Below are 26,996 nucleotides of genomic sequence, written 5' to 3'. Positions count from 1 at the left end.
TTGCGTCAAAATATGACAGGGGCTAAACAACATAATCATTGGAAATTGTTGGCTATGAGACGAACTATTGAAACTCGATTTTCAGAACTTTGTGCTCTTTTTGATGTCGAACAGACATTAACTAGAAACTTAACAGGATTGCAGTTGAGAATTGAACAAATTATACTTGCTTATAATTTGAGATACTTTGAGATTAACTAGCACCACGAGTTAAGATTAGTAGTGAGGAAATCTCCGACGGGAGAGAGTAGTCACTACTTTTTCGTTGTGTTAAAGTAGAGGTGTCTTGTGAAGTCGTGGGGCTTTTTGACGCTGGACGTCGTACTCAAAACTGGCAAGACACCTGTTTTAGGGAGAATGTTATCAAAGTATGTGGGACGCTAGACGTCGAGTATTGAAAATGACATCACTAAAACAAGGAATCAAACAAGATAAAGAGGTAATATCATGCGTACAGTATTTGGGATTGATGTGAGTAAAACAAGTTCAGAAGTGGCAATTCTAGTCAACGGTGAGAAGGTTCATGGCTATACCATGCCGAGTGATGCCATCGGCTTCACTCGGTTGTTGGACGATTTGAAAACTGTCCACACCCCTGAGATTGTCTTTGAAGCGACAGGCGTCTATTCTCGTTGTCTTCAGGCTTTTCTTGAGGAAAATGGCTACGCCTATACTCGACTTAATCCGCTGGAAGCTAAGAAAACTGGACAGCCTACGTGTCCGTAAAACCGACAAAATTGACGCTGAAAAGTTGGCGCAATCTCAGTTTGTACTGAATCGAAAACCAACTTATGTACAAAAGGAAAGCTATCAACATCTACGTGATTTAAGTCGCTTTTTTCAGAATCTGACAGAAGATATTGTCCGTACCAAGAACCGTCTACACAAGATATTGCAGGTTACTTTTCCAGAGTTAGAAAACCTCTTATCAACACCAACCGGTGAACAGTACTGGAACTTGGTCATGGCTTTTCCATGCAAGGAATTTGTCTTAGATCGAACGAACAGTGAGTTAAGGCATCGTATCTGTCAGTCGACTTCAAAACGGATCTCTGACAAGCGTGTCGCTTCCCTGACTAACAAACTTACTGAACTTGCCAATCAATCTTATGGTGCGGTCAAAAAATCCTCTCCAATGATGGAAGAGGTCCGTTACTATGCTCAAGAATTACTCAGATTATCTGAACACCGTTCTATTGTCTTAGACGAAATGGTAACCCTAGCTAAGCCTTTACCAGAATATGATATTCTACTTTCTATTCCTGGAATAGCGGAAACCTCAGCGACAAGTATTATTGGTGAATTGGGCGACATGCGTCGCTTTCAGTCTGCCAATCAAATCAACGCCTTTATTGGGATTGACCTCAGGCACTATGAATCTGGGAACTTCTTAGCCAAAGAACATATCACCAAACGCGGGAACCCTTACGCGAGAAAGATTCTATTCAAGTGCATCCACAACATCGCTGCAGCTAGTCACACTAATCCCTGCCATATCGCAGATTTCTATGAGAAACGAAAAAGACAATCGCAGGTGACTTCAACTAAGCCACATACGATTGCCTCCATACATCGCCTCATCAGGACGATGCATTACCTCATAACGCATAACAAACTCTACGACTACACTTCAGCCAAAAGTCAGTAAAGTCGTCTATGCCCTAGTATTGTAACACCTTATCGAAAAATTTCCAACATAAGGTGTTGTTTTGACATGCCCTTTTTTTACTAAATAAGTGTCAAAAATAAGACAGCACTCTCGAAATAGCTACTGTCTTGAAAATATTTTTTCTTAAATCCTTGATAAACTTGACAAATGGTAGAAAAAAGCCCCCTAACAGGAGCCTATCTTTTAAACGGAAGACATGGGATTCGAACCCACGCACGCTGTTACACGCCTACCGCGTTTCCAACACGGCCTCTTAAGCCTCTTGAGTAATCTTCCATATTCTACATGGAGCCGGTGGGAGTTTCCAAAAACTTATTAAACCAAAATATATCTTATTTTAGGTCTGTTTTAAGTTCTGATAGAAAGATTCAGGACATTATCCCTACCGCTTTTTATATTTTGACATATTCAACACTTAAAGTCAAGGATTTTTTCAAAAAAGACCGACACTCCAGCTGCGATAATTATTCAATAGCTATAAAAAAGCGACCACCTTTTTTATTTTTTTACGCAACAAAAAGCACCGGACTAACCGATGCTAATTGGTACATTAGAATAACTGGTGGGTCGGTGTACCCCACATCTCAGATACCTATTGCTAGGTGCGGCAGGAACCTTTCTGCCCTCAATCATTCTAACTCGTACTTTCATTCTACTACTTCTTTCCCTCGTTGTCAATCTTTTTCAATCGACCGTTCTGGTATCTCGATTGTAATTTATACTCTTGAATCTCATACATCGTTGGAATATAAAAGAAATCTCCATTCTTATGCAGTTTAATCGCAACTAAAACATTTTTATCAAAGACTTTGATAAATTCCGCACTTTTCCCTTTTTCCCTCGGATTAACTCCAATATAATCGGGATGAGACAAAATTTCCTCTAATCGATTGAAATACGGTAAAACACTTTGATGACCTCGTTTAATGATGTGAGCTTTTAGACCATCCTCTTGTATTCTAACATCAGACGGACATTCTTCTAAGCCAAGCATTGACTGGAATTCTTTTGATAAACTAAGTAATTTCTTATGTTTAGCCATTTATACTTCTCTTTTCTAAAATACCAATTTTAATTATACCATACTATACAAAACCCCCGCCCAGATTTCTCTGAGCGGGGGTGTCTATTAGGCCAAGGTACCCCAAAGCGAGATACGCTTACCATGTTCATCTGTTTGACCAATGGCCATATAGTTGCGCTTGCCGGACTGACCGATATAAGAGATCCAACGGTAGCCATTTGCCGAGCCTTTACTATCGTAACGAACAGAATCACCCGGCTGATAGACATGCACAATCTCACCGCTGAGATTTGGCGCACGGCGGACATTGATAGCCGTATCCACAAGCGTGAATGTCCCCTTTTCAGGTATCAACTCGATTTCATCACTAGTTCCGATAGACGTATCGACTGGATTAGGTAGCTCCGTATCTGTGTATGGCGGACGGATCCAGCCAACCACACCGTCAAAGCTCCGCTCATTAAAACGAGCCGGACCCCCAACCGTGAGAGCGTCCCAATTCCCATCAATGTTCTGCTCAATCGTCTTCATCGTCACACCATTACTATCCTCGATGACGATACCTGTATGACCATAAGGATGACCTGAAACAGCCATCACAAACAAATCACCAGCCTTCGGATTGACACCAGGCGCATCATAAATGACCGGCAAGCCATTTTGTCCCGCACTGTCCAAAAGGTCAATCGCATTGCCCCATAAATCAATCCCAAACCAATTCTTCACGATAAAGCACGGCAAATCAGCGCACTGTGTGCCCCACATACCATCCTTATCCACTCCCATACCAGCATTCGCTAGATCAATCGCATACTGTACGACTTCTTGTACTGTTGCCATCTTCTCCCTCTACTTTCTATAAAAACCATTCAAATCCACGATATAGCGCTGTCCCACCTTACAGCGGGTCCTAATCTCCCTACCTACAATCCAGATGGTCGAGCCGTCAAACAACATAGCCTCAATCACAGAAGTTGCAGACCACGTCTCAAGTCGTCCTAGAAGGATCTCGCCTGCATTCGTCCCCTCCGGCTTGCTCTCTGTCGGTTCAATCTTGAAATCTAAATGCAAGAAACCAATTCCCGTCAATTCATTGACCTGTAAAATCTTCCGAGCATTCACAGCGTTTGTTGCCCCTGTCTGCACCCCTCGTGACAAAGACACGTATTCAACTGCTCGTCTCTGAAGTACCTCCCGACTCAAGACATCCTCATCTCGTGTGTTGCGTCCTAGATGCTTCATCCAATCACCACTACTTTCAGTTTCGCACTAGCCAAAATCGGCTTCGCTGTCGTGATTTTGATGGTGTTGGCATCCGTATGCTCAATATCCACCAAGACCTTCTCATTTGGTGCATTGGCTTCATAGACCTCGACAATCACATCTTGCGTATTGAGCGAGTGCGTCACTGTATGTTCCACCGCCACCCCATCGCCAATCTCTGCCACAAACTTATGAGGCGCAGCCGCAAACTGATTCAACTGCTCCGCATGATTCTTGATAAAAGCCTCGATTTCCTTCAAGGTATCATACTCACCATCTGCACCACCGACGACTTTCGCAATCTCCTCATCGACATACTGCTTAGCGTCATTCAGCGCATCCGTCGCCTTATTTCCAGCAATCGTGGTAATCTGCTCCGTATCGGCAACTCCTTCGTTACTATCAAGACCAACCCAACTCTCGCCCGTGTAGATTTTCAACTTCTTATCCGTCGTATCAAAGTACAACTGACCAGCCTTGGGGTCGCTCGGCGCTGTCGCCAAATTCTGGATAATGGCATTCAACAGCTGATTCTTCGTTAAATCTAGATTATATAAAACTTGCATAACATCCTCCTTATACTAAAACCGCAGTACCGCTAAAGGGTACCGCAAACTGAATTTCAAGCTTATTCGTTGAGAGATAGCGCACATCGCCAAAGACCTGAGTCCCAGCACTATCAGACACCACAACCGCCGGATAACGGTTCAAGCTATGCTCAATCGTCCAGATAGCACTCGCCTCCGCCATCTTAAACACCACCTGTTGCGCTAACTCCTTTTGAAGATTGACCTGAATCAATTCCTCAATCTGATCCCGAGTCATGACAGACGGTTTCTCAGTCAACTCATCCGCCGTTTCATACTCCAACAAGTTTTCCACAACCTGAAGCTTGACCGACTCATCAGACGGAAAGACATAGCCATTGACGACGATTTCAACCAGATACGTCTTTTCCGGCAACGGCTTACTGATGGTAAAGGTCACCGTCCCATCCACCACTGGCACATGAGTCTCATAGTAGAGCTTGTGGGACTTCCCAATCCTTACCTGAGCCAGTGAACCTGACAACTCCGTCATCACTCGCTCCTCATCGTCTAACAGCTCAAACTGAAACAAACTCGACGTATCGCCCTGCTTGACCACAGAACCACCATCGACCTGCCTCAGATTGACACTTAAAACAGAGTTCATCTCGACCTCCCTTCAAACACACGAATAAAGGCATCCACCCAAAAGGCGATGCCCACCATCACAAATAGACTAATCTTCTTTAGGGGTCTCATAACTCAATGCCCGCACACTATCAGACAAGGTAGCCGTTGTTGGGTCGTTGACAATCCCAATGATGGCCAAGACCACAAAGACCGCATTGATGACATTTAAAAGACCCTCCACCGTCTGAGTAACCTCGATTTCAAAACCGAATAATTTCCCCACATTTTGCACCACCAGCGCAATGGTAGGGATAAAGGCAAGCCAAAAGGCCTTATTTTTAAACCGTACTTTCCAGTTAATCATGTTCTTCCTCCTCTAAAGGTAAATAGATAAATTTATTATATAGGACTGTAATCGCCCCATTTCCACCCAGTTCGATATAGCTCTCGTACAACTTGGCAATCTCGTCCAGCTCATGTTGCGTCGTCCAACCACGCTTCAAAGCATGGCGCATATTCTCCTGCAAACGATAACGATGAATCCGCATCACACCCTTTGCGGTCTTTTTCAGCTCTGCATTATTCTCATCGCTCGTCTTCTGCACATTCTCGACACTAGTAGATAACTCCCCAAGTTGTCTTTCGACTTGTTCAAACTGTTGCTTACTTAGGTTGCTCGACTTAGCAGTCAAGTACCCAAAATAACCTGATAAGGCCGTAGGAGCTACAAGCGCCAATGCTTCTATGATTTCCATCTTGTACTCCCCTTTCTAAAAAAAGAGCAGTCATGCGACTACTCTTTGTCTAATCCAGTTTCAGCCAATTTCACCAGCTCCGCTACTCGCTTACGAAAACGTTTTGGCACTTGCTCAAGGGTAATCCAACCTTCTAAAATTTCCATTGCATAAAAATTAACCATCATAATCTTTCCTCTTTCTGTTATATTTTTAATTGTTTTCAATAGTTGTTTCATGTTCATCTTCTGAACCCGCCTCTGTTTCTACGGTATCATCAGCTGTTTCCTCTTCTTCTGATCCCTCTTCTTCGTCCTTGTCCTCAAAAAGCATCCCTAGCGCTTCATTGAGGGTCAAGGACACCGTTCTAAGCATTTCCTTAACTTGTTCAGCGACTACTTTCGCCTCATCTGCCGACTCCTGAGAAGCCTTGGCAGCCTTCGTCGCTTCATTGACCTTGTCATTCAAAAGCTGGTCTGAGAAGTTCTTGACATAGCGCACCACAAACCAATCCAGCGCAAGCCTTATCAACTCCGCATCTGAGTCCTTCGTATGGTCACCGTCTACTGTCGCATGAAACAAGACCGTCTCCCGCTCATCGCTCTCCTTGATCCCGACCAAGGTTTTCCCCGTCGCTGGGATATAAGAAGCAGATGAATAAAGTCTTAATGCCATCTTAGCCCTCCTGTGTTTCTAGCTTCTTCGCCTGCTCGTCAAACAGCTCTTTCAAGCCTTCATCCGAGTTTAAAACTCGTTGGACAAAGTCCAAATCTTTCAGGACTTGAGCTTTTTCTTCTGTTGCTTGTACAAACCGAGCACGATATTCCGCAGACTCCAACGTCTTTGCCTTCAACTGCTCGCACACATCCGCAAGCATGTGAGTATATAAATTTTCGTTCATGTGTTTCTCCTATTTTAGTTTAAGCGACCAACAGTATCTCGAACATCCCACCAAGCAGGATGACCTTCTCCTTCTTTTTCGCGATAATCATAAAGTGCTCCAATAGAATTTGCCATTTTTCGGAGTGTTTCATGCAATGAAACCTGTGTTTTTCCTGACTGTTCAAGACACAACCAGACATCTCCCACAACGAGAACAGAATCCCGCCTATCTTGTGCTCGATATGGCCTAAGCATCAGTTTCCCTGTTGTACTCATTGTCCAGCCGTCACGTTCTTTATATGGTGAACTTGCAAAATGAATCGTATCCCCTACCAAATCTAGAATGTCGTCTTTGGGACCATTCCATGCACGAATGCCGACAAAACCGCCATCGTCTGAACTTTCAGTTCCCCCGCGATTTGAACCAATGACTGTCACTCCTACATTACTGTTCGAGTTCTCTGAAAAACCTGTCGCAAATCTTATGAATTGGTTTGGATACCCCTTTTGAATCCGCCTTAAAGCAGGAGAGTCCGTATAGAATTCCAAAGTCCCTGTTTCTAAATCAAACTGCGTCACGCCATTTCTCGCACTCAAAACCCCACTCTTGATTCTAGAGGCTGATAAGTCCACCGCTTGAACCGCTGTGATAAAGGCCTTCTTGGCAATCAAATTGGTAACCAAGGCATCGTTCGTCGCAAGCCGGTCAATCAAAGCCGCATCCACCTTCAGCTTATCCCCTGTGATGGCCCCAGCTTGAATCATATCCGCCGTGATAGACCCCGCCGTCAGAATCCCCGTCCGCACACTGTTGGTATCTAGCTTCCGTGCCGTAATCGCTCCGTCCACAAGCATATCCCCTGTGACCTTCATCTTCTCTGCGATAACCGCCACGTCCCGTTCATTCTGGGCAATCATGGTCGCAAGCGTCCGGCCATTCACCGTCTTCCCGACCTTGGTCACAAAGCCGTTGTTATCCAGTATCAACTCCGCACGCTTGACATTGCCTTTGTCTCTTGCCTCGACTTGCGCAAGGATAGAGCTACTCGTCTGAGCCAAGGCACTCTTGACATCCTTGTCCATATACTCAGAGATGAGCCCTCTATTGTTCACCCTGATTTTCCCCCAGAGCGAGCTATTTGGATCCGTCAGCTCGATATTGATATCCCGCATATCCTTAAAAAGCCCCGTCAACGCACGAGACGTAGTGACAGGCGAGGCAAAACTAGACGGACTAGACCCCTGTTCAATCTGAATGTTGCGGGCAACCGTATCCCCCACACAGCCCATATGATGAAGCTTAACCACCTCATCCGGACTCCGTGGCGTAAAGACCTTGTAATACCGACCGTCCCTTTCCAGCGCCTGAGAACGCCTATTTTGAATCGTTATATCCATCTCTTAGCCTCCGTAAAAATCAACTGCTACATTTTGATAATAGCCACTGTAGCGCTGCCAACCGATAGTATCCAAGCCCTTCCCCATTTCCGTCTGGCTGGGGAATAAAAGCGTGAAGCTACTCGAACCATAGCGACCGGGGTCATAAGTGACCGTGACCTTGCCAATCGACTTCCCATTTATCGTGACACCCGTGATTCTCCGTGTATCAATGACCGCTGGAGTCGTGTTTACGATGATGGCTGGACGATAACTGTCATAGGACACCGAACAACTGACATTCTTCAAGCTCAGTAAGACTGTACCTGCCCCGCCCGCCTTCTCCCAGACCAAGCGAGTCCCGACATAGCGCTTGGTGACTTCTTTTCCACCTACGAATATCCCATGTCTTGCCATAGCGACCTCCTATTCATAGACATCATAGATGGTATTGGCATCCTTATTCCAGATACGGTCATAGTCTGCCTTAGAGCCAAACCAATATTTTAACGGCTGATTGGTTTTTTGGTTGAGGATATGTTGCCCGGGTGCCCCATCTGCCCCTCTAGGACCCGTTTCACCCGTCAAACCACGCTCACCCCTATCGCCCTTGGCGCCATCTGAGCCTTTGGGACCCACCTGACCACGACCAGACACCCCCGTAGAATGACCATTGATTTCCCAGATACCAGAGGAGTTGATGGTGATGGTCGGCATCGGACCCGCTTCCCCGCGTTCCCCCTTATCCCCCTTATCCCCTTTTAGACTCGCTTTCTGGCTTGGAGTCAAAGCGTCAAAACTCACGACACCATCAGCCCCCTTGGGACCTACTAGACCTTGCTCGCCTCTAACTCCCATCCAAGCATAGCTTGAAGAAGCATTGCTTCCGCTTTCCACATAATCCACATAGATACCAAGATGGCTCCTGTTGTTACTATTCGTTGTGGAGAAATCAGAAACAGACTCAACAGCCTTTGTGATTCCATGCGCAGGATCTCCTTGACCAAATAAATCGGTCGTTGCCCTATAGGTTCCTGCGCCCAATTCCTTGTAAACCCAGCTCTCATTCTTCCCATAACGCAACATCGTTGTTCTACTCAAGGTGAATGATTGGTTTTCATTGCAGATAAATGAAATCGTCGCATAGGCCGTATGAACATACGGACTGCGACCATTATCCCCTTTAGGACCTGATAGATACTTCAAGGCTGAGAAACGACTACGACCGTCCCCAATCTTCGCAAAACCAGTGTCACTCTCCACACCGATTTCCCCTTCTAATAAGACCAGGCTACTCGAAGCCCACTGACTCGCCGTCATACGCTTGTGCTGTACCCTGATTGGAATTTTTTCTGTTGTCATCCATTTCCTCCATCTAAAATCATCGCCGGCTTATCTGACCAGCTCCCTTCATATTGGTTAGCAAGATTCCCATCTGCCATCCCCTTGAAACGAAGCGGAAGCACCAGCTTATTCTTATCATCTGCCACGGTAAAGTGAGTTGTCGCCTCCTGATACCAGTCGCTCGCATAGCGCACCGTATAGCCACCATAGTAGACACTAAGGACACTCGACTCTTGTTGGGTCAAGGCCTGCTCAATCACTGGAAAACGGCTATCCGTTGGCCGTAGCTCAAGCTCTCCACTGCCGATGTAGGGAGTTGCCTGAAGCACCACCACAAGTTTGCGATTCCCATATGGCGTACAGACCGCATCCCACGAGATGACATAGGTCTTACCCACCTCAAAGCCATTCCCGTTGTGCCCAACCGTCACATAGTCCGTCCCAAGCGCAATCGTCCGCTCCGTCTCACCAGCCAAGCGATTCTTGTTATAGGACGTTGTCCCGTCCCCACCAATCAAGGACGCATTGACCCGAGCCGTCTCAGACGTCTCCTCAATCTGCTTACGAAGCTTATCCAAGTCAGACGACTGGAAGGACTCGAGGAGCTTCTTTGCCTCTTTGCCTTGTTCAGCCAGCTTCTCCTCAATTTCCTCGGCGATGGTTACCTTAGTTTCTTCGGCTTTCGCTTTGGCTTGTTCGATACCGTCTTCGATTTCGTTTGTCAGCTTTTCAAACTTCGCATCAAAAGCACGATTGGCATTTTCGATTTCCTTCTGCAATCGCACATCAAAGTCAGACAATAAAGCCGATGTAGATTCTGATACCGCATCGCTCACCATACCGCTAAGCGTGCTGCCCATAGATTGAGAAACCTTCCCAAAGCCAATCGATTTCAATTTTTTGGACATGGGAGAGAAATGATACTTAGAAATCTTAATCCGTATATCTGTATCAAATCGCTCATGATAAACACTCACGACATCAAACATTTTCACCGGAACATCCGATTTCCCCTTGACTTCTAATTCCAAGCTCTCTTCTACCAAATCGCATAGACTCGTCGCAAAGTAGCGCTTCCCGTATTCTGTTAGACTAGCTAGGTCTGTCACATCTTGGTCATTGACTTCCATGGTTGCTTCATAGATTTGACTATACTTCTCAATCAAAGGACTATCCACGGTCACGCTAATGACCTGGTCTTCTCCACCCTCTTCTTGCGAAGTTAGCTTTTTCCTGAAGTGAATCCTTGTCCGTAAACTCTTGACCGACTTACTTTCATGATACTTGCTGAGGTTTTTCTTATACATAAAGAGGGACTCGTTTTCAGTCCCTCCGTTTTGTAATAATCTCACATCGTACTTATCACGGACAAGATCACCGCCCCATTGACCAAGGATAGAGTGCTTTTCCTTGGCCAGCACATCCATGACAGACTTATCTGCCACATTTAGCGTGTGACGCCCCATGATGTCAGATGAAAAGGAAAATGGATGCTTGCGAACGACAGCCCCAGCAAGAGCATTCATCACCGTCTGACCAGCCACCCTATCCACATGTACACTCGATATCGTATAGTAATTGAGCAAGGTCGCTACCTGATTCGCATAGACCTGCACATAGCCATTCTCTTTGACCACATCAAAGACAAAAAACTCCTGCTCCCCATGCAAATCATCAGCCAAAAGAAAAGTCTCCGTTGTCAATAAAGACCACTTCTCATCCGTCACTGGAAACTTAAAAGAGAGCTGATAGGTTCCATTTGCCTCTTGGACAATATCATCATCCCAAGCGAGATTTAAAGACATATTCCCCTCTTTTAGATAAATCAAACCTTATACCTCCAATTCCCCTTTATGGTTATTTTCGACACATTGCCACTCGTCGTCACACCAGAGCGACCTGTTGGGATTTCAAAGAACGGCCCACGTTTTCGGATGGTATTTTGGATTTGTCCATCCTTATTTAAAATTTTCTGTTCCCTATGACGGCAATCAATCGTAGCTTTCCCATTCAAGGTCAAGCGCATGGTCTGTTGGCCAATCGTCAAGCTGACATCGCCTTGCCCTTCTAGAATAATGATTGGCTCAGCATATACCGTTCCCTGATTAACCACAGCACCGCTACTAGCAAGCACCACATCCTCCACATTCTTCATATAGCGGAATGGATACATCTCAAGCGTGATGTCCACTGTCCAGTGGTGAAGCCCATAAGGCTTGTACTTACTCGATTTGAAATCACAGTAGAACAAACTGTCCTTCTGATACCAAAATTCTACTTCATTCTTTTCGCTATGAAATGCCTCGACTAATCGTTGCACATCTGACAGTGTTTTAACGAGAAACGTCAACGTCCGAGAGTAACCATCATAAGCACCATCCCAGATAGTAACCTTCCCATTTGCGCCATATATCGTTGCAGACTCAGCTACGCGAGGCTCTGCACTTTCGACTACACCCGCATCAATCAACTGACAACGAGGGATGTCAGAAGTATTAAAACCGTTAATGATCATATACATCTAAATACCCTCCCTTGCCATGATTTGCCCATGAGTACGATAAGTACTCTGACCAATTTTTTCACCGTCCAAGTAGACGGACAAGTCCTTCTCCAAAATCCCTTGAAGTAAACTCTCTACACTTGCCAGACGGTCTAAGAGACCTGATTGAGACGAATCGTTTGTAGAATGGTTTAATAAGTTATCATTTATCAAACTTTGACGAACATCGCTGGTCAGACTAGCTTCTAGCCCGTCATCACCAAAGGAATCAACTAAAGCCCCTGCCATGCCGCCGACTGTTGATTGAACTTCTCTAAAGTTGTCCACTAACCCCTGGTTCAAACCACCCATAATGGCTTTACCAGCAGGAATCAACAAGCGTTTATCGTAAGAGATAGGGCCCTTATGCTTAGCAATCCAGCTCGCAATACCGCCAACAAAATTCGTCACAGCTCCCCAAGCAGACTTTAATCCATTCAAGAAGCCATTCATAATAGCTGCACCAGCACCAGAAATATCAATATTCGCAAGACCTTTAATGACACCTGTAATCTTGTCGATAACACCCCTTACACTAGAACCAACACTAGAAACCAGACTACCAAAGCTGCTAAAGGCACTCTTTACAGTTGAGATAGCCCCGCTTATGATTCCCTTTGCCACATTGATAGCATCTTGTATCGCCATCCAAGCCAGTGAAAAGATATTTTTTAAGACACCCACAGCATTCCCAGCTCCACTAAAAGCAAGTTTGATATATTCGATGGCAGTTTTGATAATATTACCAGCCGTTTGCACAGCTGACTGGATATTCGACCAAGCACTCTTCAAGATACTGCCCAATCCCTCACCGACAGAGCCCAAATTAGCAAATAGTCCGATAGCAACACCGACCCACTGAGCAATCACGCTGAATACTGGTTCAAAGAACTTCAACACATCTACTAGAAACGACACGACCGGTGTCAGAATCTCAATGGCTATTTTTAAGCCATCAAACAAACCAGAAATCCCTATCATGATTCCTTGGAACACTCCCCCAAGAAAAGACCCTAGAATTTCAAAAGCAGGCATTAAGGCATCTGCCAGTATAGAAATTAACGGTTGTGCTGCATTCCATAATCCGACAAATGACTGGACAACACTGTCAATCGCTGGACCAGCAATAGACATAAACCGACCAAAACCAGCTTCTACAGCTGGAATAATAGCAGATATAAAATCTTGAATACCACTAAAATCTAACTGCGCAAATCCATTTGCGATTGTCTCAATGATCGGAGTTACAGAACTAGCAATTGATTGAAGTAAATCAGGTAATTGTCCAAAAGCAGTTTGGAAACCTTGAATGATGGGTTGAGCAGTCGTCATAATCTTTGAGCCAATACCAGCCATTCCACTATCAAAGCCGATTCCCAACTGCTCTAGCATTTGTTGAGCGCCAGACAGCAAAATAGGCCCTGCCGTTTCAAAAGCAACCGCAAAAGCCTGTGGCAAACCTTTTAAAATATTTCCCACCATAGGAAGGAAATTACCAAAAAGGAAGGTAGACGTTGTTTGGGCTAGTGCCACCAAAGACGGCTCAATATCCGCACCCAAGGATAAATTCCCTAGAACATTTTGAGCAGCTGCTTTCATTGAAGCAAAAGAACCACTAAAAGTCGTTGCCGCTTCTTTAGCAGTCGTTCCCGTAATATCTAAATTTTCTTGAATAGCATGAATCGCAGAGTATACATCAGAAAGATTATTGATATCATATTTAACACCTGTCAACTTTTGAGCATCAGCCAGCAAGCGCTCCATTTCAGACTTAGTCCCGCCATAACCAAGTTTCAAATTATCCAGCATGGTATAGTTTTGCTTGGCAAAACCCTGATACGCATTTTGAATGAGTCCCATATCGGTCCCCATCTTATTCGCATTATCAGACATATCGACCATAGCCATGTGAGCTACTTCCGCAGATTTTGCCGTGTCGTTGCCCAGCGATTGCAAGAGACTAGCACTAAAACCCGTTACACTTTCCATATAGGCATTAGCTGACAAGCCTGTTGTCTTGTAAGCTTCGCTAGCGTACTTCTTAACGGTATCAGCACTTGTTTTAAAGAGTGTTTCTACACCGCCTATAGATTGTTGGAGGTTCGCCCCCTCCATCAAACTGACAGAAAAGAGCTTCCCAATTCCAGCAGCTGCAATTATCCCAGTTACTGCCTTGACCAATTTTGAGCCAATGCTCAAACCTGCACTTTCACCAGCAGCCTCTGCTTCTGGTCCGATAGCATTCTTAATAGCCCCGCTGATTCCTTTTGCAGAAGGCATAATCTGCACATAAGCCTTCCCCAATTCAGTTGCCATTAGCTCTCACCTCCTAGCTCTTGTAGTAATTCTTGTTTAGCTTTTTCAAAGTCCTCACCAGATGAAAAGACCAATTCTTGTCTCTCTGTTTCTTTGTGAAGTAGCTTGTTCACAACCGAAACCGGCGGATTTTTCCCTTTTGTACCGTCCTTTGTCTGTGCCCAGTACAGCATACTTAAACGGTCTAAAATCCCAGCAAATAATAACGTATCAAAGGCAATTTCTTGGTTAGAAAGAACCATCTTGATTCTTGAACTATCCCGCAAACCACAAGCCAAAATAGCAACCTTGGTTGCGGGTAATTCTCGATAGTTCAAGATATGATACGTTTCAGCTAGATCACAAATCAACGCCTCTTCATCAGCCTGAATCATCTTGATGAGGATTAAGAGTTTTTTGCTTCTTTGACCGATTCAAAAATATCCCTAATCGCTTGACCAATTAAAGCATTTGGGATAAACCCCTTCTCATTGCGCAAATGCTCTTTCAGATTTTTAGCCTGCTCATCACCTAGCAAAAGCTTGACAACTTTAGAATAAAGCAGAGGATTATCATCTACCTCTGCCATCACTTCTAACAACTCATAGTTATCCAAACGTTCTTCACTAATTTCAAATGAAAAACCTGTTCCCGTCGTTCCTTTTAACATGCTTATCCTCCTACTTGCGGTTTTGGTTTAACTGTTTGGATGTACTCATAGTGAGTATTTTCGTGTTCGTCCGGCAAAGCCTGCACTGTTGTTTCATAACCAACATTTTCACCATCTTTATAGCTGATTTCACCAATTTCAGAAACTTTTGCACACGGTAACACAATACGCTTCATAGCCCCACCCTTCAAAAGCATTTCAATGACGATACAGTGCTCCTTCAATTCTTTTGAGTTGGCAGTAATGGTAATTCCAGTTGACAAATTACCAGAAACATTCTCATCCCCATACACTTCTTTCAAAACGTCCACATTCAATGCTTCAATCAAGGTATAAGAAAACGTATCTTCCTTTTCTGTCTGAACAGAATTGACCGTATCCCCTCCCCAAGCCTTAATGTTTTCGCTTGAAGGAGAATTTGAATTTGTAGCACCATCCTCTGACACATACCCTAAAGCGACAAAAGCCGCATTAAGTTTACTGGTTGCATCCGTTGGTAAAGCAGTTCCAAGCGGTGCAGAATAAATCGCACCACCAATTTTAGGCTTTGCAGCCGTTACATTTGTTGCATTTGACATTTGTTGTCCTCCTAGTAATAGTTAATATCAAAAACAGCCTGATAGCGGTAAGACTTCATGGCTGTATCTGTAAAGTTATAATCGCTATTCAGATGAACCCCGCTAATCTCATCTAGTTCAACTAGATTTTCAACTGCAGTTTTGACCTGTTCATTTAATAGCGCTGCTGCATACATCGACGGAGCGTAGCTTTGAAAAGCAAATGTTGCTGATTTCAGCTGATTTTGCTTTCTTCCGCTCGTCTTCTCTATCAAGATGTAGCTTGAAGGCATCTTCCCTTCGTGTTCAAAAAAAGACGGTACATCCAAATGACCGTCAAGATGGTCTCTTATCACAACTTCAATCATTTAATGCACCGCCTTTAGTAAAGTATTATTTTTTGAATTATCTTTTCGAGCTTTGACAGTCTTAGCGCTGACCATGGCATTCGCACGATTTTTACCAACATAGATATCTTGTTCATACCCATCGCCACAGCGATTTCGGATAGCAGCTGCCTTTTTTTGTAAAATTGCCTGCATTTCAGACGATTTCATCAAGTCGGAAATTCCCTTACGGTTAAGTTCGAATTTCATCTTACTCATAGCGCTCTACCATCACTTTCTTGTTCCAAGATAGCGGAATCATGGCTTCAATCCCTTCTAGCGAAATCCCAAAAGTCCGCCAACGTTGATTGAAAAAGCGGACTTCCTTGTCCTCCCAATCATGCCGGTCACCTTTTGGAATTCCCAACGTATAAATCGCCTTCTTACCAGTAAGATTCAGTTGATTGATGACATCCTCAGAGTCAGTTGGAGCAACCAAGACATTTTCCACCTTTATTTCTTTATCTTGATAAGTCATTTTACCAAACGGATCACGGCCAATCTCTACCTTGTCGATTAAGATAACAGGTATTCCTTTAAGATGTCCCATAGATATCAATCACCCCATATCTCTGCTTCTTTAGCCCAAGGCGCTTCAACTCCGAATCCTTGATAAAAAGACCGCCACCAGGTACTAGATAAGAGCCACTCCACGAATAACCCATAGCGCTCTCCGCAACCTGGGTCATCGGTTCTTGGTCTGTCGAAGTCATCAAGGTTCTTGCCACCACATCCACCGTGACAGATTTCAAAACCGTTGCATATGAAGGACTGTCCACAGCCATTTGGTCTAAGTCCTTACCAACCTTTTCAGCTTCGAAACGTAGAGAATCAGAAACCACTTTTAACAAAGCTACTGCACGATCCGCTTCATCAAATTTTAGAGAACGCCACATCAGCTCCAAGTCATCTTTTGTCGCAAAATCTTTCATCAAGACCCCTTTCAAACCTCGATTCTACGGCTTTTTCGTGCATAATTGGCCACCCAACCATCTGAAAATGCCCTAGAATGGCAATCTCTACACGGCATATTCTTCATACAATGCCAAAATTTCCGACTTCTTAGCTTTTGGATGATAGGCAATCCCCAACTGATCCAAGACAGATTTCATCTCAGAGACAGTCAAGTCAGAAGACGAGTGAGAAATACTCTTTTCACTCCCTTCTACCAAGACCCAATCCCCAGACAAGAGACTATCGCAAAGAACGACAGCCCCCGTCTTCTTGTCTTGATATTTCATCCTAAGCCTCCTCTACACGAGCAAACGAATCCTTATCAAGAATACCCCAACCGATAAAGACCTCTGTACGGAGACAGATTTCATTATAGGCCTTCAAGTCACGACCAGTTTGGTCTGGATCACCATACTCAATGATTTCAAGTGGAATATTTTCAGCATAACCCCATTTGAAGCGATTTTGGAAGTCCCCTACAATCGCATGGTCTTTCTTAGCAGTCCCACCAGTGGTTGTTAGATTCTTATTGACATCTGACTTCATACCGTAGAAACTATCTGGATTTTGACCAAAGCGGAATTCTGGATATTGAGCCACACCGTTTACCTTAACCTTAGCCAAGGCTTGACCAGCAGTTGGTGAAAGGGCAAGACCAGAAACTTCCCCACCTTTTGCTGTAATCATCGCAACAGCAGCATCAATATTGTCTTCGATTTTATCAGCACTAAATGTCACGACATTGCCATCAATGACACCATCAAATGAATTGCTAGCTTTAAACGAAGCATCTGTCATGGTCTTTGGCTCAAGCCCATGGAGCGCAGCAAGGTCAAAACTACGAGCAATAATCTTCGCAAAGCCATCATTAAAGGCTTGCAAGTACGCAATCTGCTTTTCTTCTGTCGCATGTTTGAACTCATCCGTAATACGAGCCTGATAAACAAATTTTAGCGGTTTAATAACCTTGCTTTCTAAAACAGCTTTCCCAGCACCTTTTTGTTCGCCTTCTCCGACAATCTGAGCATTTCCTTCCAGATTGAAAATAAATTGTTCAACCCCTGAGAATGGAATAGGCGTCTGATTAGCGAGTTTAGCCAGTACAGAACTTCCCTGTACTTTCGAAATCAAATCAGTAATAAGATCTGGTGTATAAAGTGTTCCTTGTTTGAGTGAATCTGACATAGTTATTCTCCTTTGTTATTTAGTCCTTCAAGTAATTGAGACCAGCCATTTTTGGACTCAGTTGTGCTTGGCTCAATATCCTTCAACGGTGGCACTGGTTCTGTCGTTCGCAAAAATCCAGCCAACCGCTCCGCATCAGCCGTCAACTCCGCCTCGTCGCTTCCCTGCAAACGATCCGCCAAATCATACGGCAAGCCATTTTGAAGAGCAATCCGAGTTCGTAGCGCCGTTGTTTCATAACCTGCCACTTTCCCCTCTAATTCCTCAATCTGCTTGCTAGATGAAGCCGATTCCTGCTTAGAAGTCTCCAAAGCTGATTTCAAGCCCACGTTTTCTGTTTCCAATTCCTTCACACGGCCTTTCAATTGGTCGTAATCTGCAAACCGCTCTTTTTGGCGCGCCAATCGTGTCTCCACAATACGATCCAATTCTTCCTGTGTTTCAATCGTTTTAAATTCAGACATATCTGTCTCCTTTCTCCGCATTTCCCGTGCGTTCGGTAATTTTACGCATTAAAAAAGCGCCTCTCAGCGCCCTCCTAATAACTAACTTGTTGCTTTTTCTTAGGCTTGGTTGTCATACAAGCCCAGTGCGCAAGCAAAGCACTATCCATAAGACTAATATCCATATCATCAAAATGAGAGCGATAACCAAATCCACCATTAGAGCCAATATTGCGCTTATCGCAGTTAGTCGCCACCTTTGACAAAGACGGCTGACCAGCATGACACAAGGTCTTTTGATAAATCCCCTGCTCCCACATGCTGTTGGCCACAATGATTTCCTTGACCGTTGGCAGAATCACATTTTTTATGCGAAAATCCTTCAACTCATCATCTAAAATCTTTTGACCACTCGCCCCATCCACGACAATCTGAGCGACCTTCGCTTTCTTCAAGAAATGAATCATCCACTGATTCCCATTTCTGACCGACTGACAGTCAATCACCTCTACAAAGACTTGCTTATCTGCCGTCCGTACTGCCACGCTCATAGCGACATTCGTGCCATCTTGACCATACTTGATCCCGACAAATAACGGACCAGAAAAAACAGGAAGCTGAGAAACCCTCAAGGATTCCCACTCTGTTTCAGAAATAGCAGACTTCTGATTGTACTGTGGCCAGTAACCCAAACGCTGCACATTGTGGTCGAGCTTATCCTCACCAAGCTCCGCCTCAATCTTACGCTCGTTCAAGTGATAGCCCATGGAAGGATTGGAATTATACCAAGCCTCTACATCGTCAATCTCTTTTTCCGTATCGACAGACCACTCAGCCCAGCCCGAATACTTGGATTTTCCAAACAGACAAGCACTCCGATACTTCGTAAAGACCGTCCCACTTGAGACCGGTGTGGGAGGAGTTCCACACATGACCGTCATCGGATTATCGCTATCTGTCACCGTGTACTTGAGAGCTGACTCCTGCTCAGTCGTATACTCCTGAGCCTCGTCAATGATCAGCAAGTCAAATCCCTCACCAAGACCCCCATTGGAAGTCCTAGTCCGAAACTGCACCACACCACCCGACTTGTAAAGCTCAATCCGCTCTTGACCCTTTGCACGAATAGAATTAAAATTCTCTCCGTCCACATAGCCCATCTTTTCCAGATAGCGCTTGACCTTTTCAAAAGACGAATGCGATGTACTGATACGGTGAGCAGTATGCAGGATATTCAACCCCTGCTCCAAACCCCACAACTCCAGCATGTAAAGAATCTCCGATTTCCCATTCCGCCGAGGAATCGAGTAGCCAAATTTCTGATGAACCCACAAGCCAGACTTATCTACCGCCATAATCGGCTGCAAAAGATTGACCTGCCAAGCATAGCAAGACAAGCCCGTCCGCTCATAGATATCCACCGCCTCTTTTGACAATGATTTCTTTTTAGTATATGGAAGAATTACCGATTGAGTAGGATTTTGATTGCCAAGTTTTTTCTTAACCCTAGCCATAACCTGTCCTTTCAATCGTCTCAACTACCTTGCAGCTTTTACCGCCCTCAGCAAGTTTTAGGCAAAGAAAACCGCATGTCATTTCATACGGCTAGACTATTTACGCTTAAACCACGGCTTTTTGAGCTTATCAATTTCCTTTCGGAGCTTGATGTTCTCCGCACGTAACTCATCAAAATTCTTATTGGTCGCTTCAACATTTTTAGATACCTGCTCCTCCAGCCGTTCTACATGACTGACAATCCGTTTCTGCATTGCTTCAAGCACTGTTACTTGAGCGAGTAGTCCTGCGTTTTTAATTGTGAGTTCTGCCACTCTCTTTTCAAGCAATGGTAGCAGTTGCTTCTTTTTCATGCGTTTATTCATATCCTAAATCCTCTCTTTTTAATACTATTTCTGAATAGCTTTTCTCATAATCCATGCCGTCATCCATACTAAAAACAAAGAACGTAGCATAATTAAATTGAGCTGTTCGACGTTTTCCAAATGACTTACCAAAGTAGGTAAAAGTCATTATTTCAATATCAGTGTAAAATACTAAGTCCTCCACCTGTTCAAAGTGAAGAGTTTGACCATTTGTTAAAAATAACGTAAGTCCGTTTTGTTCTGTTTCCATCATTTCCTCCTTTTGCGTACAAGAAAAGCACCTAGATTGTTCTAAGTGCTCATATCAATTCGATCGCTTGAATATCTGACTGGTAGAAAATAACAATTTCACCATCAACTCTCATCTCTAAACCATCTTCATCGGTCTCATAGTCCTCCTTATCGCAAAAGTAGGCTTTCCCGACAAAGACATCGTTATCTGTATCTGTCAAACGAATATCTCGCATGTGATAATCTTTTAATATCATTCTTCTCTCCCTTCGTGATAAGTAGGAACTAAATGCGCTCCTGTTTTTCCATAATGAATAGTGAAACCATTTATAGCATTACCTGTATAGTAGTCTCTACCAATATCTAAACTTGGTGACAAATCAATTAACTCAAAATTTAATTCATTTTTACCCTTGTTGCGCCTAAATTTTGAAGTCTGTTTGTATTGACTGTATAGTTTATCAAAATCAACATCGTCATAAAAGTAACTCTTGTTTTTCCCTGCCGTCGACTGAATATGACGAGCTTGTTTTTCAGGATTGATTTTGTCCAACCAAATGCCATCATTGAAATTCTTTTGGATATAAACTTTATCTTTCAAACGCTCATATCCCTCAACATCATTATACTTCAAATCTTGAAATTTTGCTACTGATGTAGGAGCGTTTTTAGCTCCTAAAACCTCAACAATTTTCTTAAATTCTTCGTTATCAGCCTTACGGTTATTGTCACGAATATCTCGATTCAGTTGCTTACGCTGCTCTAAGACATCAGCGCTTTCCTTGCTCCATTTTTTAGACCAGACATTTTTCTTTTTGCCATCGCCTGTCTTGTAATCTACAACACACCGACAATTACCATGCCTCCGATAAACATCTTTTGGCACTTTAGGATAGTCATAGGTTCCAGCTAAACCACGACACCAGTCACAGCAATTCCAAACATGTTCTCGTGTAATTTTAGGGCTTAACCCCACTTTTGCATGAAATTCTACGTTTTCCTGAATCGTATCATCGACAATTCCCTGCGTAAACGTCACAATTGGATCACCCAGTAGCCACTTCACACTCTCAAAATCATCAGCGGTAGACAAACGATTGACCAAACCGTCAATCTTGTCTTGATTCAAAGCTGGCACTTGCGCTTTTAAGCCCAAACCAGCCTTTTCATTTAACAATTGCTGAACATCTCTCGCATAACCGCTGACAATATCAAAATTCCGCCCTAGCGTGTCCTCCAGTAAACGTTTAGCGATATTGTAATACATTTTACCGTCTGGTAACATATCAGCGCTTAGAGAAGCTCCCAGAGCTTGAGAAAGAATATCCCCAACCTCGATAGCCAACTCATTCACGGTCTTATAGGTTGCCTGTTTGACCTTCAAAGTCTCAAAAGCAGCCGCCACCACTTCACTCTTGCCAAAAGATTGCTCAAACTCCGCCTGAATAGACGCTAGTAAAGCAGGTACAATGTCCTTATCCATCTACATTCTCCTTGGGAATAACCGGCACAGCCGACTCATCACCACGGATACCAGTCAAATCACGAATTGTCTCACCAGTAATGTAGCCTGGTAAAGACTGATTGATTTTGATAACCCCATCACCAAGCATGGTCAAGGTCGTCGCATCCGCTTCAAACAACGGCTCCCATTTCGGAACCAATTGAGTGAATTGACTACGCAAGTACGGATACTCATCACGCAAACAAGCCGCCACATAAGCCACATTCAACAAACCAGAACCAAGCGACCGCTGCGCCTTCCGCCCAGCCAATCGCAAATTCTCATGACTCGCCTTGATAGCCTCGACAGATGACGGGTTATCCGACACAAAGCCCAAATCATCCAAGGTCAAGCCCATTTCACCAGCAAAACCAGCCGCTGCCGTCCGCAATTGCTCCGTAAATGGCGACATGCTCGAAGTCGTAAACTGGCCAACAGTCGGCTTGTCCCCATCCTCGTCCTTTGAAAACTGCAACAAACTAGAAACCGTCGCCTGCCACTTATCCAACTTCTCTATGTCAGGATCAGTACCCAAAATATACTTCTGCGGAAACGAATAGAACTCAGCTGTCACATCAGCCCTCTCCAGTGTCCGCTTCGCATACCTCTGATAGTACATCCCAGCCCTCGTAATCCGAGAACGACCAAACGGACGAACTGCATCAGGACGGTGAATAATTGGAACCAACAAAGGAACACCAGTCTCATTCTTGATAGGGGTATGCTTCCCATTCTGAATATAAAGCGTCCAATCTGGCGTAAAGTACGCTTCTAACACCGCCACACCATACTCATCACGCTGTAAGACCGCATACCCTTCCATCAACAGCCCTGTAATCGGATTGAGAATTCCAGTCGCATTACTCGCTTCAATGACCTGCAAACGAGGCTCACCATCCTCACCCTTGGACACATAGACAAAGCTACAAGCCCCAATCAAAGCAGATAAGACCACACTGTCAAAAAAGACATCAGGGTTATTCTGTTGGAAGATTTTATTCACCTCAAAACCATCATTAGCAAACTCACGAAAGACCAGCCTATCTGCCAAGCTATCCACACCCTTCGCACACCAACCAAGCACAGCCTGATACTGCCTACGAATCTCAGGCGGAATTGTAATCCCTATCGGAGACTCCTGATGTTGCATCGCATACTGCTTATACCTCAAATCCACCCTCGACTTCACCGAAGCCAACTTAGACCTAAGATAACTAATTCCTTTTAGTCCCATTTCACGCCCTCATATGTCTTAAAATTTTACTTTCACGTATCGGATTATAATGTTTGAAATCTCTATACCATGTTTCAAAATCATGTCCAGCCTTAGAACAATTGCAAGAACGACAGGCAGGCACTACATTCGATTTAGCATAAGCGCCTCCTTTATCAACCGAAACAATATGCTCATGGTGTAAGCGCTCGTTGAATGTCTCAAAATGTTCTAGTTCTGTCATTCCACAATACGCGCAAGACCTGTCAAAAAAATCAAGAGTATCTTCCCACTCCTTTTTAGATAAGTCACTTTTCCCGCCATGCTTCAATGTCCTAGACCTCTCGTTAATTATGCGACGTTGTTCTGGGTGTTCACAATCCCATATCTTAGAAGTTTCTTTGCATTTCTCAGCGTTAGCGTGATAATAATTTCTTTGATAGTTGCGGATTTTTTCTTTTTTCCGTTGATAGTATTTTTTCTTCTGTTCAGAAATTTTATGCTTCCTATGTTCATATTTCTTTTTATCAGATATTCGACGACAATCTTTGCATTGACTTTCAAAACCATGCTTTTTATTTTTATTCCTGTAAAAGTTTACCTCATTCAATTCTTTCTCTTCTTGACAAACTTTACATAATTGAACAATCATTTTCTACTCTTTTTTTCATTTCTCCCACGCACAAAAAAATGTACAGTGACGGCGGGAAGCTCGCGAGCCTCCGAGGGGAGGGTGGTATCCCCCTCTTCCTGACAAGACTGCAAGATTTTCATATTTTCGTCTCTATACATTTTCGTTGCGTTATCCTTTGTATGAAATCCAATCACAACTTTGCGGAAGATTGCGATTTCCGATTACTTTTTTGTCGCTTGCTCTTTCATCAGCATATAACTTATCAGACTTCTGTCTATTACATTGCCAATGAGCAAGTTGTAAGTTATCGATATCAGATGGATGACCATTCTTAATAACTGGAATGATGTGGTCAATAACTGGGCTGAGTGGATGAGGATACTTCAAACTCTTATCTACTGCATTGCCACAGATACCGCAAACATTGCGAGTCTTTAGAATAATCTTCTTGTTCTTTTCGAAGGCTACCCGGTGTTTTCCTTTGCGGTCTGCCCTTACTTGCATGGGGGCTCCTTTCGTGAGGGGGATATTTTCAGGGGAGGGAATTTTTGAATTAAGATGATTTTTTCAAGGATAGGGGGGTAAAATATCTTCTCATTTTTTTAGTGATAAGAGGGTGATTTTTTAGTTATCTGAATGTAACTTATCTTACATTCTGTTACTTTCAACACCACCCCCAAAACCTCAATATTATCAATGGTTTAGGTTAAATTTTTAAAAATGAATGTAACATTTTTTCATTATGTCACTTTCAATAGTCAAATGATAGAATAGCTTCATCTAATTCATCCTGTTGATAACCTATATAAATCAAGGTAATGGTAGGGCTAGAATGATTAAATATCTTCTGTAAAGTGACCACATCATGAGTCTGATTGTAGTAATGATATCCAAACGTCTTCCTCATCGAATGACTGCCTAACCCTTTTAGACCAATGTGATGACCTGCATTCCTAATGATTTCCCACGCAGTTTTACGTTGAATATGCGTTATTTGAACACCATTTCTTCTATCACGCTTTCGGCTAGGAAAAAGATAATCATACTCTTTCAAATTTCTATGTTCAATATAGTTCTTGATAGCTTTCTTTAATTTAGGATGAATGGGAAAAGTCCTTGTTTTTTTGGTTTTTCTTTCGATGACTCCTATACGTTCTCCTTTAACATCTCGAACCTTCAAGATAATATAATCACTGATACGAATACCCGAATAAATACCAAACATAAACAGGAGGTAATCTCTCTCATTCTTCTCTTTCAGATAGTCTTTGATACGCTCAATATCATCAACGTTCCTGATAGGTTCAACTGATTTCAAATCCTTACCTCCTTTACACGTAGCAAAAAACAAGAGGAACTCCCCTTGCTTTTTCGTTCATAATACCATTTTATCATTGAAAAACAGATAGAAACTCCGCTGTTATTCCGCTATTATTCCGCTCAGAGCAACCAACCTACCTGATCTATACAATTCTGCGAAAGCCAACAAAGCATTATTTCTAATCTCATGATAGCGCGTCTTTTCATATCCTAATTCATCTTCTAACTCTTGATTTGACTTTGGATATGGAGCTAGAAATAAATCATACAAAATCCGCCTATGGTACGGGTCAAGCAAATGCCCAACTCCGTACTCAATCGCATCCAATTCAGCCACTGCATCCACCTTGTTAATCGCTAGCCTTTCAACTGGTCGGCTTGGTGTACCATGCGACTGCCTCGGTTCAAAGGAGTATGTCGCAGTGACTTTCTGACCGTCAACATCGCCTGCAATCCGTCGCCACCGTGGATATTCTTTCAGTTTCCTTTTTGCATTTCTGATTGTCTGCTTCTCATCAATTTCTGGAAAAAAAGTCACTCTCGCCTCTCCTTTGTGATATAATATTAGTGAGTTTATTATCCACAAGGAGTCAGCGATTGCTGGCTTTTTGTTTGTTATTTTCCAGTATCCGTAATTACATCACCAGTTGTCTGTACTTGAACCCAACCGTGCTTCATACGAGCATCTGCTTCTTTCATGCGGATAAGGTTATCTGTAATTGATTCAGATAGTTTTTTATTCGCATCCGCTTCTGCTTTCGCTTGAATCTGTTTTGTTTCAGCTTCAATTTTTGCTCGCTCTTGTTCTTGCTTAGCAGTATCAACTTCTTTTTGTTTTACAGCTTCATTCTTAATAGCTTTTTCGATGTCGTCCCCTGCGTCTGTATCAATGATAGTCACAGCTACCAATTCAACTCCATACGAATCCAAACGCTGTTTCAAAGCCTGTTCAAACTCGGTATAGACCTGATTTCGTTTAGAACCGAGTAATTCTACAATATTGTAGTTGACAGAAACCTCTTCCATTGCCCGCTGAACCGCAGGCTCGATTCCTTTTTCTGCCAATACTTCTACATTACGAAAATCACGAAAGACTTTCATCGCATTCTTTTCAGATACCCGCCATTTCACGTCAATTGTTGAGTCAAGATATTGTGCATCGTTTGTCTGCGTAGTGACTTTCTCAATTTTAGTTGTTTGCACCTCTGTGGATAGTTTATAGATTTTATCCAGAAATGGAGTATAGATGTGATAGCCGCTCCCTAGCGTTTCATCTTGAACACCAGATACTGCGCTGTATTTTACCCCTACTGTATTTGCCGGTATTTTGGAAACTGCCGTAACTCTGAATAGCCCTCCGAGCACTACTACGCTACTCAAAACAATTCCTGTTTTCATTGCATTGTTCATTCTCATTTTAATCCTCTTTCTCTTTTTGGTTTTTTCTGATACGAATACCACGGAAACATCAATATAATTTTCCCACGTTCTGACAAGACTTTGCCTTCCGTTTTGGGCTTTGGCTTTGGAGTTGGCTTCGACCGCTCACATTCTAGCCTACGAGCTTGATTATAAAGCTGTTTGATTTTAAGACTATTGCCATCACTTATAGCATAACCTCGCTTCCATTTAGAAATTGTATTAGAGGTTACGCCAACTTTGTCCGCTAGTTGCTGTTGCGTCCAATAGTTCACTTTCAGTATGTACTCAATTTTCTCGGCTATGGTCATGT

Annotated in this window: 37 protein-coding genes, 1 tRNA gene and 3 pseudogenes; 2 read left to right on the top strand and 39 right to left on the bottom strand. The window is 43.4% G+C overall.

Annotated features, from left to right (window positions below):
- Positions 1-201 (top strand): annotated as a pseudogene (locus ABPH35_RS02405) (IS982 family transposase); the annotation flags it as partial.
- Between the two features lie 246 nt (positions 202-447).
- Positions 448-1,648: pseudogene (locus ABPH35_RS02400) on the top strand (IS110 family transposase).
- Between the two features lie 209 nt (positions 1,649-1,857).
- Here ABPH35_RS02400 and ABPH35_RS02395 read toward each other — a convergent pair.
- The 39 genes and pseudogenes from ABPH35_RS02395 to ABPH35_RS02205 form a co-directional block, all read right to left on the bottom strand.
- Positions 1,858-1,945: transfer RNA gene (locus ABPH35_RS02395), tRNA-Ser, on the bottom strand.
- A 379-nt stretch (positions 1,946-2,324) separates the two neighbouring features.
- Positions 2,325-2,711 carry a PBECR3 domain-containing polyvalent protein gene (locus tag ABPH35_RS02390; protein WP_368849571.1) on the bottom strand — a complete coding sequence of 129 codons (387 nt, stop codon included), beginning with the start codon at positions 2,709-2,711 and terminating at the stop codon, positions 2,325-2,327.
- Positions 2,712-2,798: 87 nt separating this feature from the next.
- Positions 2,799-3,539, bottom strand: a pseudogene (locus ABPH35_RS02385) (CHAP domain-containing protein); the annotation flags it as partial.
- A 3-nt stretch (positions 3,540-3,542) separates the two neighbouring features.
- Positions 3,543-3,935: a hypothetical protein gene (locus ABPH35_RS02380; protein WP_368849570.1), complete on the bottom strand. Its 393-nt coding sequence runs from the start codon at positions 3,933-3,935 to the stop codon at positions 3,543-3,545.
- The gene (locus ABPH35_RS02375; protein ID WP_368849569.1) at positions 3,932-4,522 is read right to left on the bottom strand and encodes a hypothetical protein; all 591 of its coding nucleotides are present in this window, start codon (positions 4,520-4,522) and stop codon (positions 3,932-3,934) included. Before ABPH35_RS02375 ends, ABPH35_RS02380 begins: the two co-directional genes overlap by 4 nt.
- 10 nt (positions 4,523-4,532) lie before the next feature.
- Positions 4,533-5,150: a hypothetical protein gene (locus ABPH35_RS02370; protein ID WP_368849568.1), complete on the bottom strand. Its 618-nt coding sequence runs from the start codon at positions 5,148-5,150 to the stop codon at positions 4,533-4,535.
- A 69-nt stretch (positions 5,151-5,219) separates the two neighbouring features.
- Positions 5,220-5,477, bottom strand: a complete 258-nt coding sequence (locus ABPH35_RS02365) for a phage holin (RefSeq protein WP_368849567.1) — start codon at positions 5,475-5,477, stop codon at positions 5,220-5,222.
- The gene (locus tag ABPH35_RS02360; RefSeq protein ID WP_368849566.1) at positions 5,470-5,868 is read right to left on the bottom strand and encodes a hypothetical protein; all 399 of its coding nucleotides are present in this window, start codon (positions 5,866-5,868) and stop codon (positions 5,470-5,472) included. Before ABPH35_RS02360 ends, ABPH35_RS02365 begins: the two co-directional genes overlap by 8 nt.
- Positions 5,869-5,906: 38 nt before the next feature.
- Positions 5,907-6,035 carry a hypothetical protein gene (locus tag ABPH35_RS02355; RefSeq protein ID WP_368849565.1) on the bottom strand — a complete coding sequence of 43 codons (129 nt, stop codon included), beginning with the start codon at positions 6,033-6,035 and terminating at the stop codon, positions 5,907-5,909.
- Between the two features lie 25 nt (positions 6,036-6,060).
- Complete coding sequence (locus ABPH35_RS02350) at positions 6,061-6,522, bottom strand: hypothetical protein (RefSeq protein WP_368849564.1); 462 nt, start codon at positions 6,520-6,522, stop codon at positions 6,061-6,063.
- 1 nt (position 6,523) lies between these two features.
- On the bottom strand, positions 6,524-6,748 hold the full coding sequence (locus ABPH35_RS02345) for a hypothetical protein (protein WP_368849563.1): 225 nt from the start codon (positions 6,746-6,748) through the stop codon (positions 6,524-6,526).
- A gap of 14 nt (positions 6,749-6,762) precedes the next feature.
- The gene (locus ABPH35_RS02340) at positions 6,763-8,127 is read right to left on the bottom strand and encodes a gp58-like family protein (protein ID WP_368849562.1); all 1,365 of its coding nucleotides are present in this window, start codon (positions 8,125-8,127) and stop codon (positions 6,763-6,765) included.
- A 3-nt stretch (positions 8,128-8,130) separates the two neighbouring features.
- Positions 8,131-8,523, bottom strand: coding sequence for a hypothetical protein (locus tag ABPH35_RS02335; protein WP_368849561.1), 393 nt, complete (start codon positions 8,521-8,523; stop codon positions 8,131-8,133).
- Positions 8,524-8,532: 9 nt separating this feature from the next.
- Positions 8,533-9,468, bottom strand: coding sequence for a hyaluronate lyase N-terminal domain-containing protein (locus tag ABPH35_RS02330; RefSeq protein ID WP_368849560.1), 936 nt, complete (start codon positions 9,466-9,468; stop codon positions 8,533-8,535).
- Positions 9,465-11,255, bottom strand: a complete 1,791-nt coding sequence (locus ABPH35_RS02325) for a phage tail spike protein (RefSeq protein WP_368849559.1) — start codon at positions 11,253-11,255, stop codon at positions 9,465-9,467. Before ABPH35_RS02325 ends, ABPH35_RS02330 begins: the two co-directional genes overlap by 4 nt.
- Before the next feature lie 20 nt (positions 11,256-11,275).
- Entirely contained in the window at positions 11,276-11,971 is a 696-nt protein-coding gene (locus tag ABPH35_RS02320) for a phage tail protein (protein WP_368849558.1), read from the bottom strand.
- Positions 11,972-14,308 (bottom strand): phage tail protein, encoded by a 2,337-nt coding sequence (locus ABPH35_RS02315; RefSeq protein WP_368849557.1) that lies wholly within the window; start codon positions 14,306-14,308, stop codon positions 11,972-11,974.
- A complete protein-coding gene (locus ABPH35_RS02310) occupies positions 14,308-14,682 on the bottom strand; it encodes a DUF5361 domain-containing protein (RefSeq protein ID WP_368849556.1) in 375 nt (124 codons plus the stop codon). The genes ABPH35_RS02315 and ABPH35_RS02310 overlap by 1 nt, the downstream gene beginning before the upstream one ends.
- Positions 14,683-14,693: 11 nt before the next feature.
- Positions 14,694-14,957: a hypothetical protein gene (locus ABPH35_RS02305; protein ID WP_349988070.1), complete on the bottom strand. Its 264-nt coding sequence runs from the start codon at positions 14,955-14,957 to the stop codon at positions 14,694-14,696.
- A 2-nt stretch (positions 14,958-14,959) separates the two neighbouring features.
- Positions 14,960-15,535 carry a phage tail tube protein gene (locus tag ABPH35_RS02300; RefSeq protein ID WP_368849555.1) on the bottom strand — a complete coding sequence of 192 codons (576 nt, stop codon included), beginning with the start codon at positions 15,533-15,535 and terminating at the stop codon, positions 14,960-14,962.
- An 11-nt stretch (positions 15,536-15,546) separates the two neighbouring features.
- Positions 15,547-15,882: a hypothetical protein gene (locus tag ABPH35_RS02295; protein ID WP_368849554.1), complete on the bottom strand. Its 336-nt coding sequence runs from the start codon at positions 15,880-15,882 to the stop codon at positions 15,547-15,549.
- Positions 15,883-16,119: a hypothetical protein gene (locus ABPH35_RS02290; RefSeq protein WP_349988067.1), complete on the bottom strand. Its 237-nt coding sequence runs from the start codon at positions 16,117-16,119 to the stop codon at positions 15,883-15,885. It lies immediately after the preceding gene.
- On the bottom strand, positions 16,112-16,450 hold the full coding sequence (locus tag ABPH35_RS02285) for a hypothetical protein (RefSeq protein WP_368849553.1): 339 nt from the start codon (positions 16,448-16,450) through the stop codon (positions 16,112-16,114). The genes ABPH35_RS02290 and ABPH35_RS02285 overlap by 8 nt, the downstream gene beginning before the upstream one ends.
- A complete protein-coding gene (locus ABPH35_RS02280; protein WP_349988065.1) occupies positions 16,437-16,832 on the bottom strand; it encodes a phage Gp19/Gp15/Gp42 family protein in 396 nt (131 codons plus the stop codon). The genes ABPH35_RS02285 and ABPH35_RS02280 overlap by 14 nt, the downstream gene beginning before the upstream one ends.
- Positions 16,833-16,919: 87 nt before the next feature.
- Positions 16,920-17,141, bottom strand: coding sequence for a hypothetical protein (locus ABPH35_RS02275; RefSeq protein ID WP_368849552.1), 222 nt, complete (start codon positions 17,139-17,141; stop codon positions 16,920-16,922).
- A 1-nt stretch (position 17,142) separates the two neighbouring features.
- Positions 17,143-18,039 (bottom strand): phage major capsid protein, encoded by an 897-nt coding sequence (locus tag ABPH35_RS02270; RefSeq protein ID WP_368849551.1) that lies wholly within the window; start codon positions 18,037-18,039, stop codon positions 17,143-17,145.
- A 2-nt stretch (positions 18,040-18,041) separates the two neighbouring features.
- Positions 18,042-18,503 (bottom strand): capsid assembly scaffolding protein Gp46 family protein, encoded by a 462-nt coding sequence (locus ABPH35_RS02265; protein ID WP_368849550.1) that lies wholly within the window; start codon positions 18,501-18,503, stop codon positions 18,042-18,044.
- Positions 18,504-18,577: 74 nt separating this feature from the next.
- The gene (locus ABPH35_RS02260) at positions 18,578-19,996 is read right to left on the bottom strand and encodes a terminase (RefSeq protein ID WP_368849549.1); all 1,419 of its coding nucleotides are present in this window, start codon (positions 19,994-19,996) and stop codon (positions 18,578-18,580) included.
- Between the two features lie 96 nt (positions 19,997-20,092).
- Positions 20,093-20,362, bottom strand: a complete 270-nt coding sequence (locus ABPH35_RS02255) for a hypothetical protein (protein ID WP_368849548.1) — start codon at positions 20,360-20,362, stop codon at positions 20,093-20,095.
- Entirely contained in the window at positions 20,355-20,612 is a 258-nt protein-coding gene (locus ABPH35_RS02250) for a hypothetical protein (protein ID WP_368849547.1), read from the bottom strand. Before ABPH35_RS02250 ends, ABPH35_RS02255 begins: the two co-directional genes overlap by 8 nt.
- Positions 20,613-20,661: 49 nt before the next feature.
- Positions 20,662-20,850 carry a hypothetical protein gene (locus tag ABPH35_RS02245; RefSeq protein ID WP_368849546.1) on the bottom strand — a complete coding sequence of 63 codons (189 nt, stop codon included), beginning with the start codon at positions 20,848-20,850 and terminating at the stop codon, positions 20,662-20,664.
- Positions 20,847-22,076, bottom strand: coding sequence for a polymorphic toxin type 50 domain-containing protein (locus tag ABPH35_RS02240; protein WP_368849545.1), 1,230 nt, complete (start codon positions 22,074-22,076; stop codon positions 20,847-20,849). The genes ABPH35_RS02245 and ABPH35_RS02240 overlap by 4 nt, the downstream gene beginning before the upstream one ends.
- Entirely contained in the window at positions 22,069-23,331 is a 1,263-nt protein-coding gene (locus ABPH35_RS02235) for a hypothetical protein (RefSeq protein ID WP_368849544.1), read from the bottom strand. Before ABPH35_RS02235 ends, ABPH35_RS02240 begins: the two co-directional genes overlap by 8 nt.
- A 1-nt stretch (position 23,332) precedes the next feature.
- Positions 23,333-23,962 carry an HNH endonuclease gene (locus tag ABPH35_RS02230; protein WP_368849543.1) on the bottom strand — a complete coding sequence of 210 codons (630 nt, stop codon included), beginning with the start codon at positions 23,960-23,962 and terminating at the stop codon, positions 23,333-23,335.
- A gap of 150 nt (positions 23,963-24,112) precedes the next feature.
- The gene (locus ABPH35_RS02225) at positions 24,113-24,448 is read right to left on the bottom strand and encodes an HNH endonuclease (RefSeq protein WP_349988056.1); all 336 of its coding nucleotides are present in this window, start codon (positions 24,446-24,448) and stop codon (positions 24,113-24,115) included.
- A 247-nt stretch (positions 24,449-24,695) separates the two neighbouring features.
- The gene (locus ABPH35_RS02220) at positions 24,696-25,262 is read right to left on the bottom strand and encodes a site-specific integrase (RefSeq protein WP_349988055.1); all 567 of its coding nucleotides are present in this window, start codon (positions 25,260-25,262) and stop codon (positions 24,696-24,698) included.
- A gap of 102 nt (positions 25,263-25,364) precedes the next feature.
- Positions 25,365-25,802, bottom strand: coding sequence for an ArpU family phage packaging/lysis transcriptional regulator (locus ABPH35_RS02215; RefSeq protein ID WP_368849542.1), 438 nt, complete (start codon positions 25,800-25,802; stop codon positions 25,365-25,367).
- A 77-nt stretch (positions 25,803-25,879) separates the two neighbouring features.
- A complete protein-coding gene (locus ABPH35_RS02210; RefSeq protein WP_368849541.1) occupies positions 25,880-26,680 on the bottom strand; it encodes an SPFH domain-containing protein in 801 nt (266 codons plus the stop codon).
- On the bottom strand, positions 26,677-26,994 hold the full coding sequence (locus ABPH35_RS02205; RefSeq protein WP_368849540.1) for a helix-turn-helix domain-containing protein: 318 nt from the start codon (positions 26,992-26,994) through the stop codon (positions 26,677-26,679). The genes ABPH35_RS02210 and ABPH35_RS02205 overlap by 4 nt, the downstream gene beginning before the upstream one ends.
- Positions 26,995-26,996: the final 2 nt, after the last annotated feature.

Origin of the sequence: Streptococcus handemini (genome assembly GCF_040984445.1) — a bacterium.
In the GTDB taxonomy this organism is placed as follows: domain Bacteria; phylum Bacillota; class Bacilli; order Lactobacillales; family Streptococcaceae; genus Streptococcus; species Streptococcus handemini.
The sequence above is the reverse complement of the archived record's forward strand: the minus strand, read 5'-3'. Positions and strand labels throughout refer to the sequence as shown.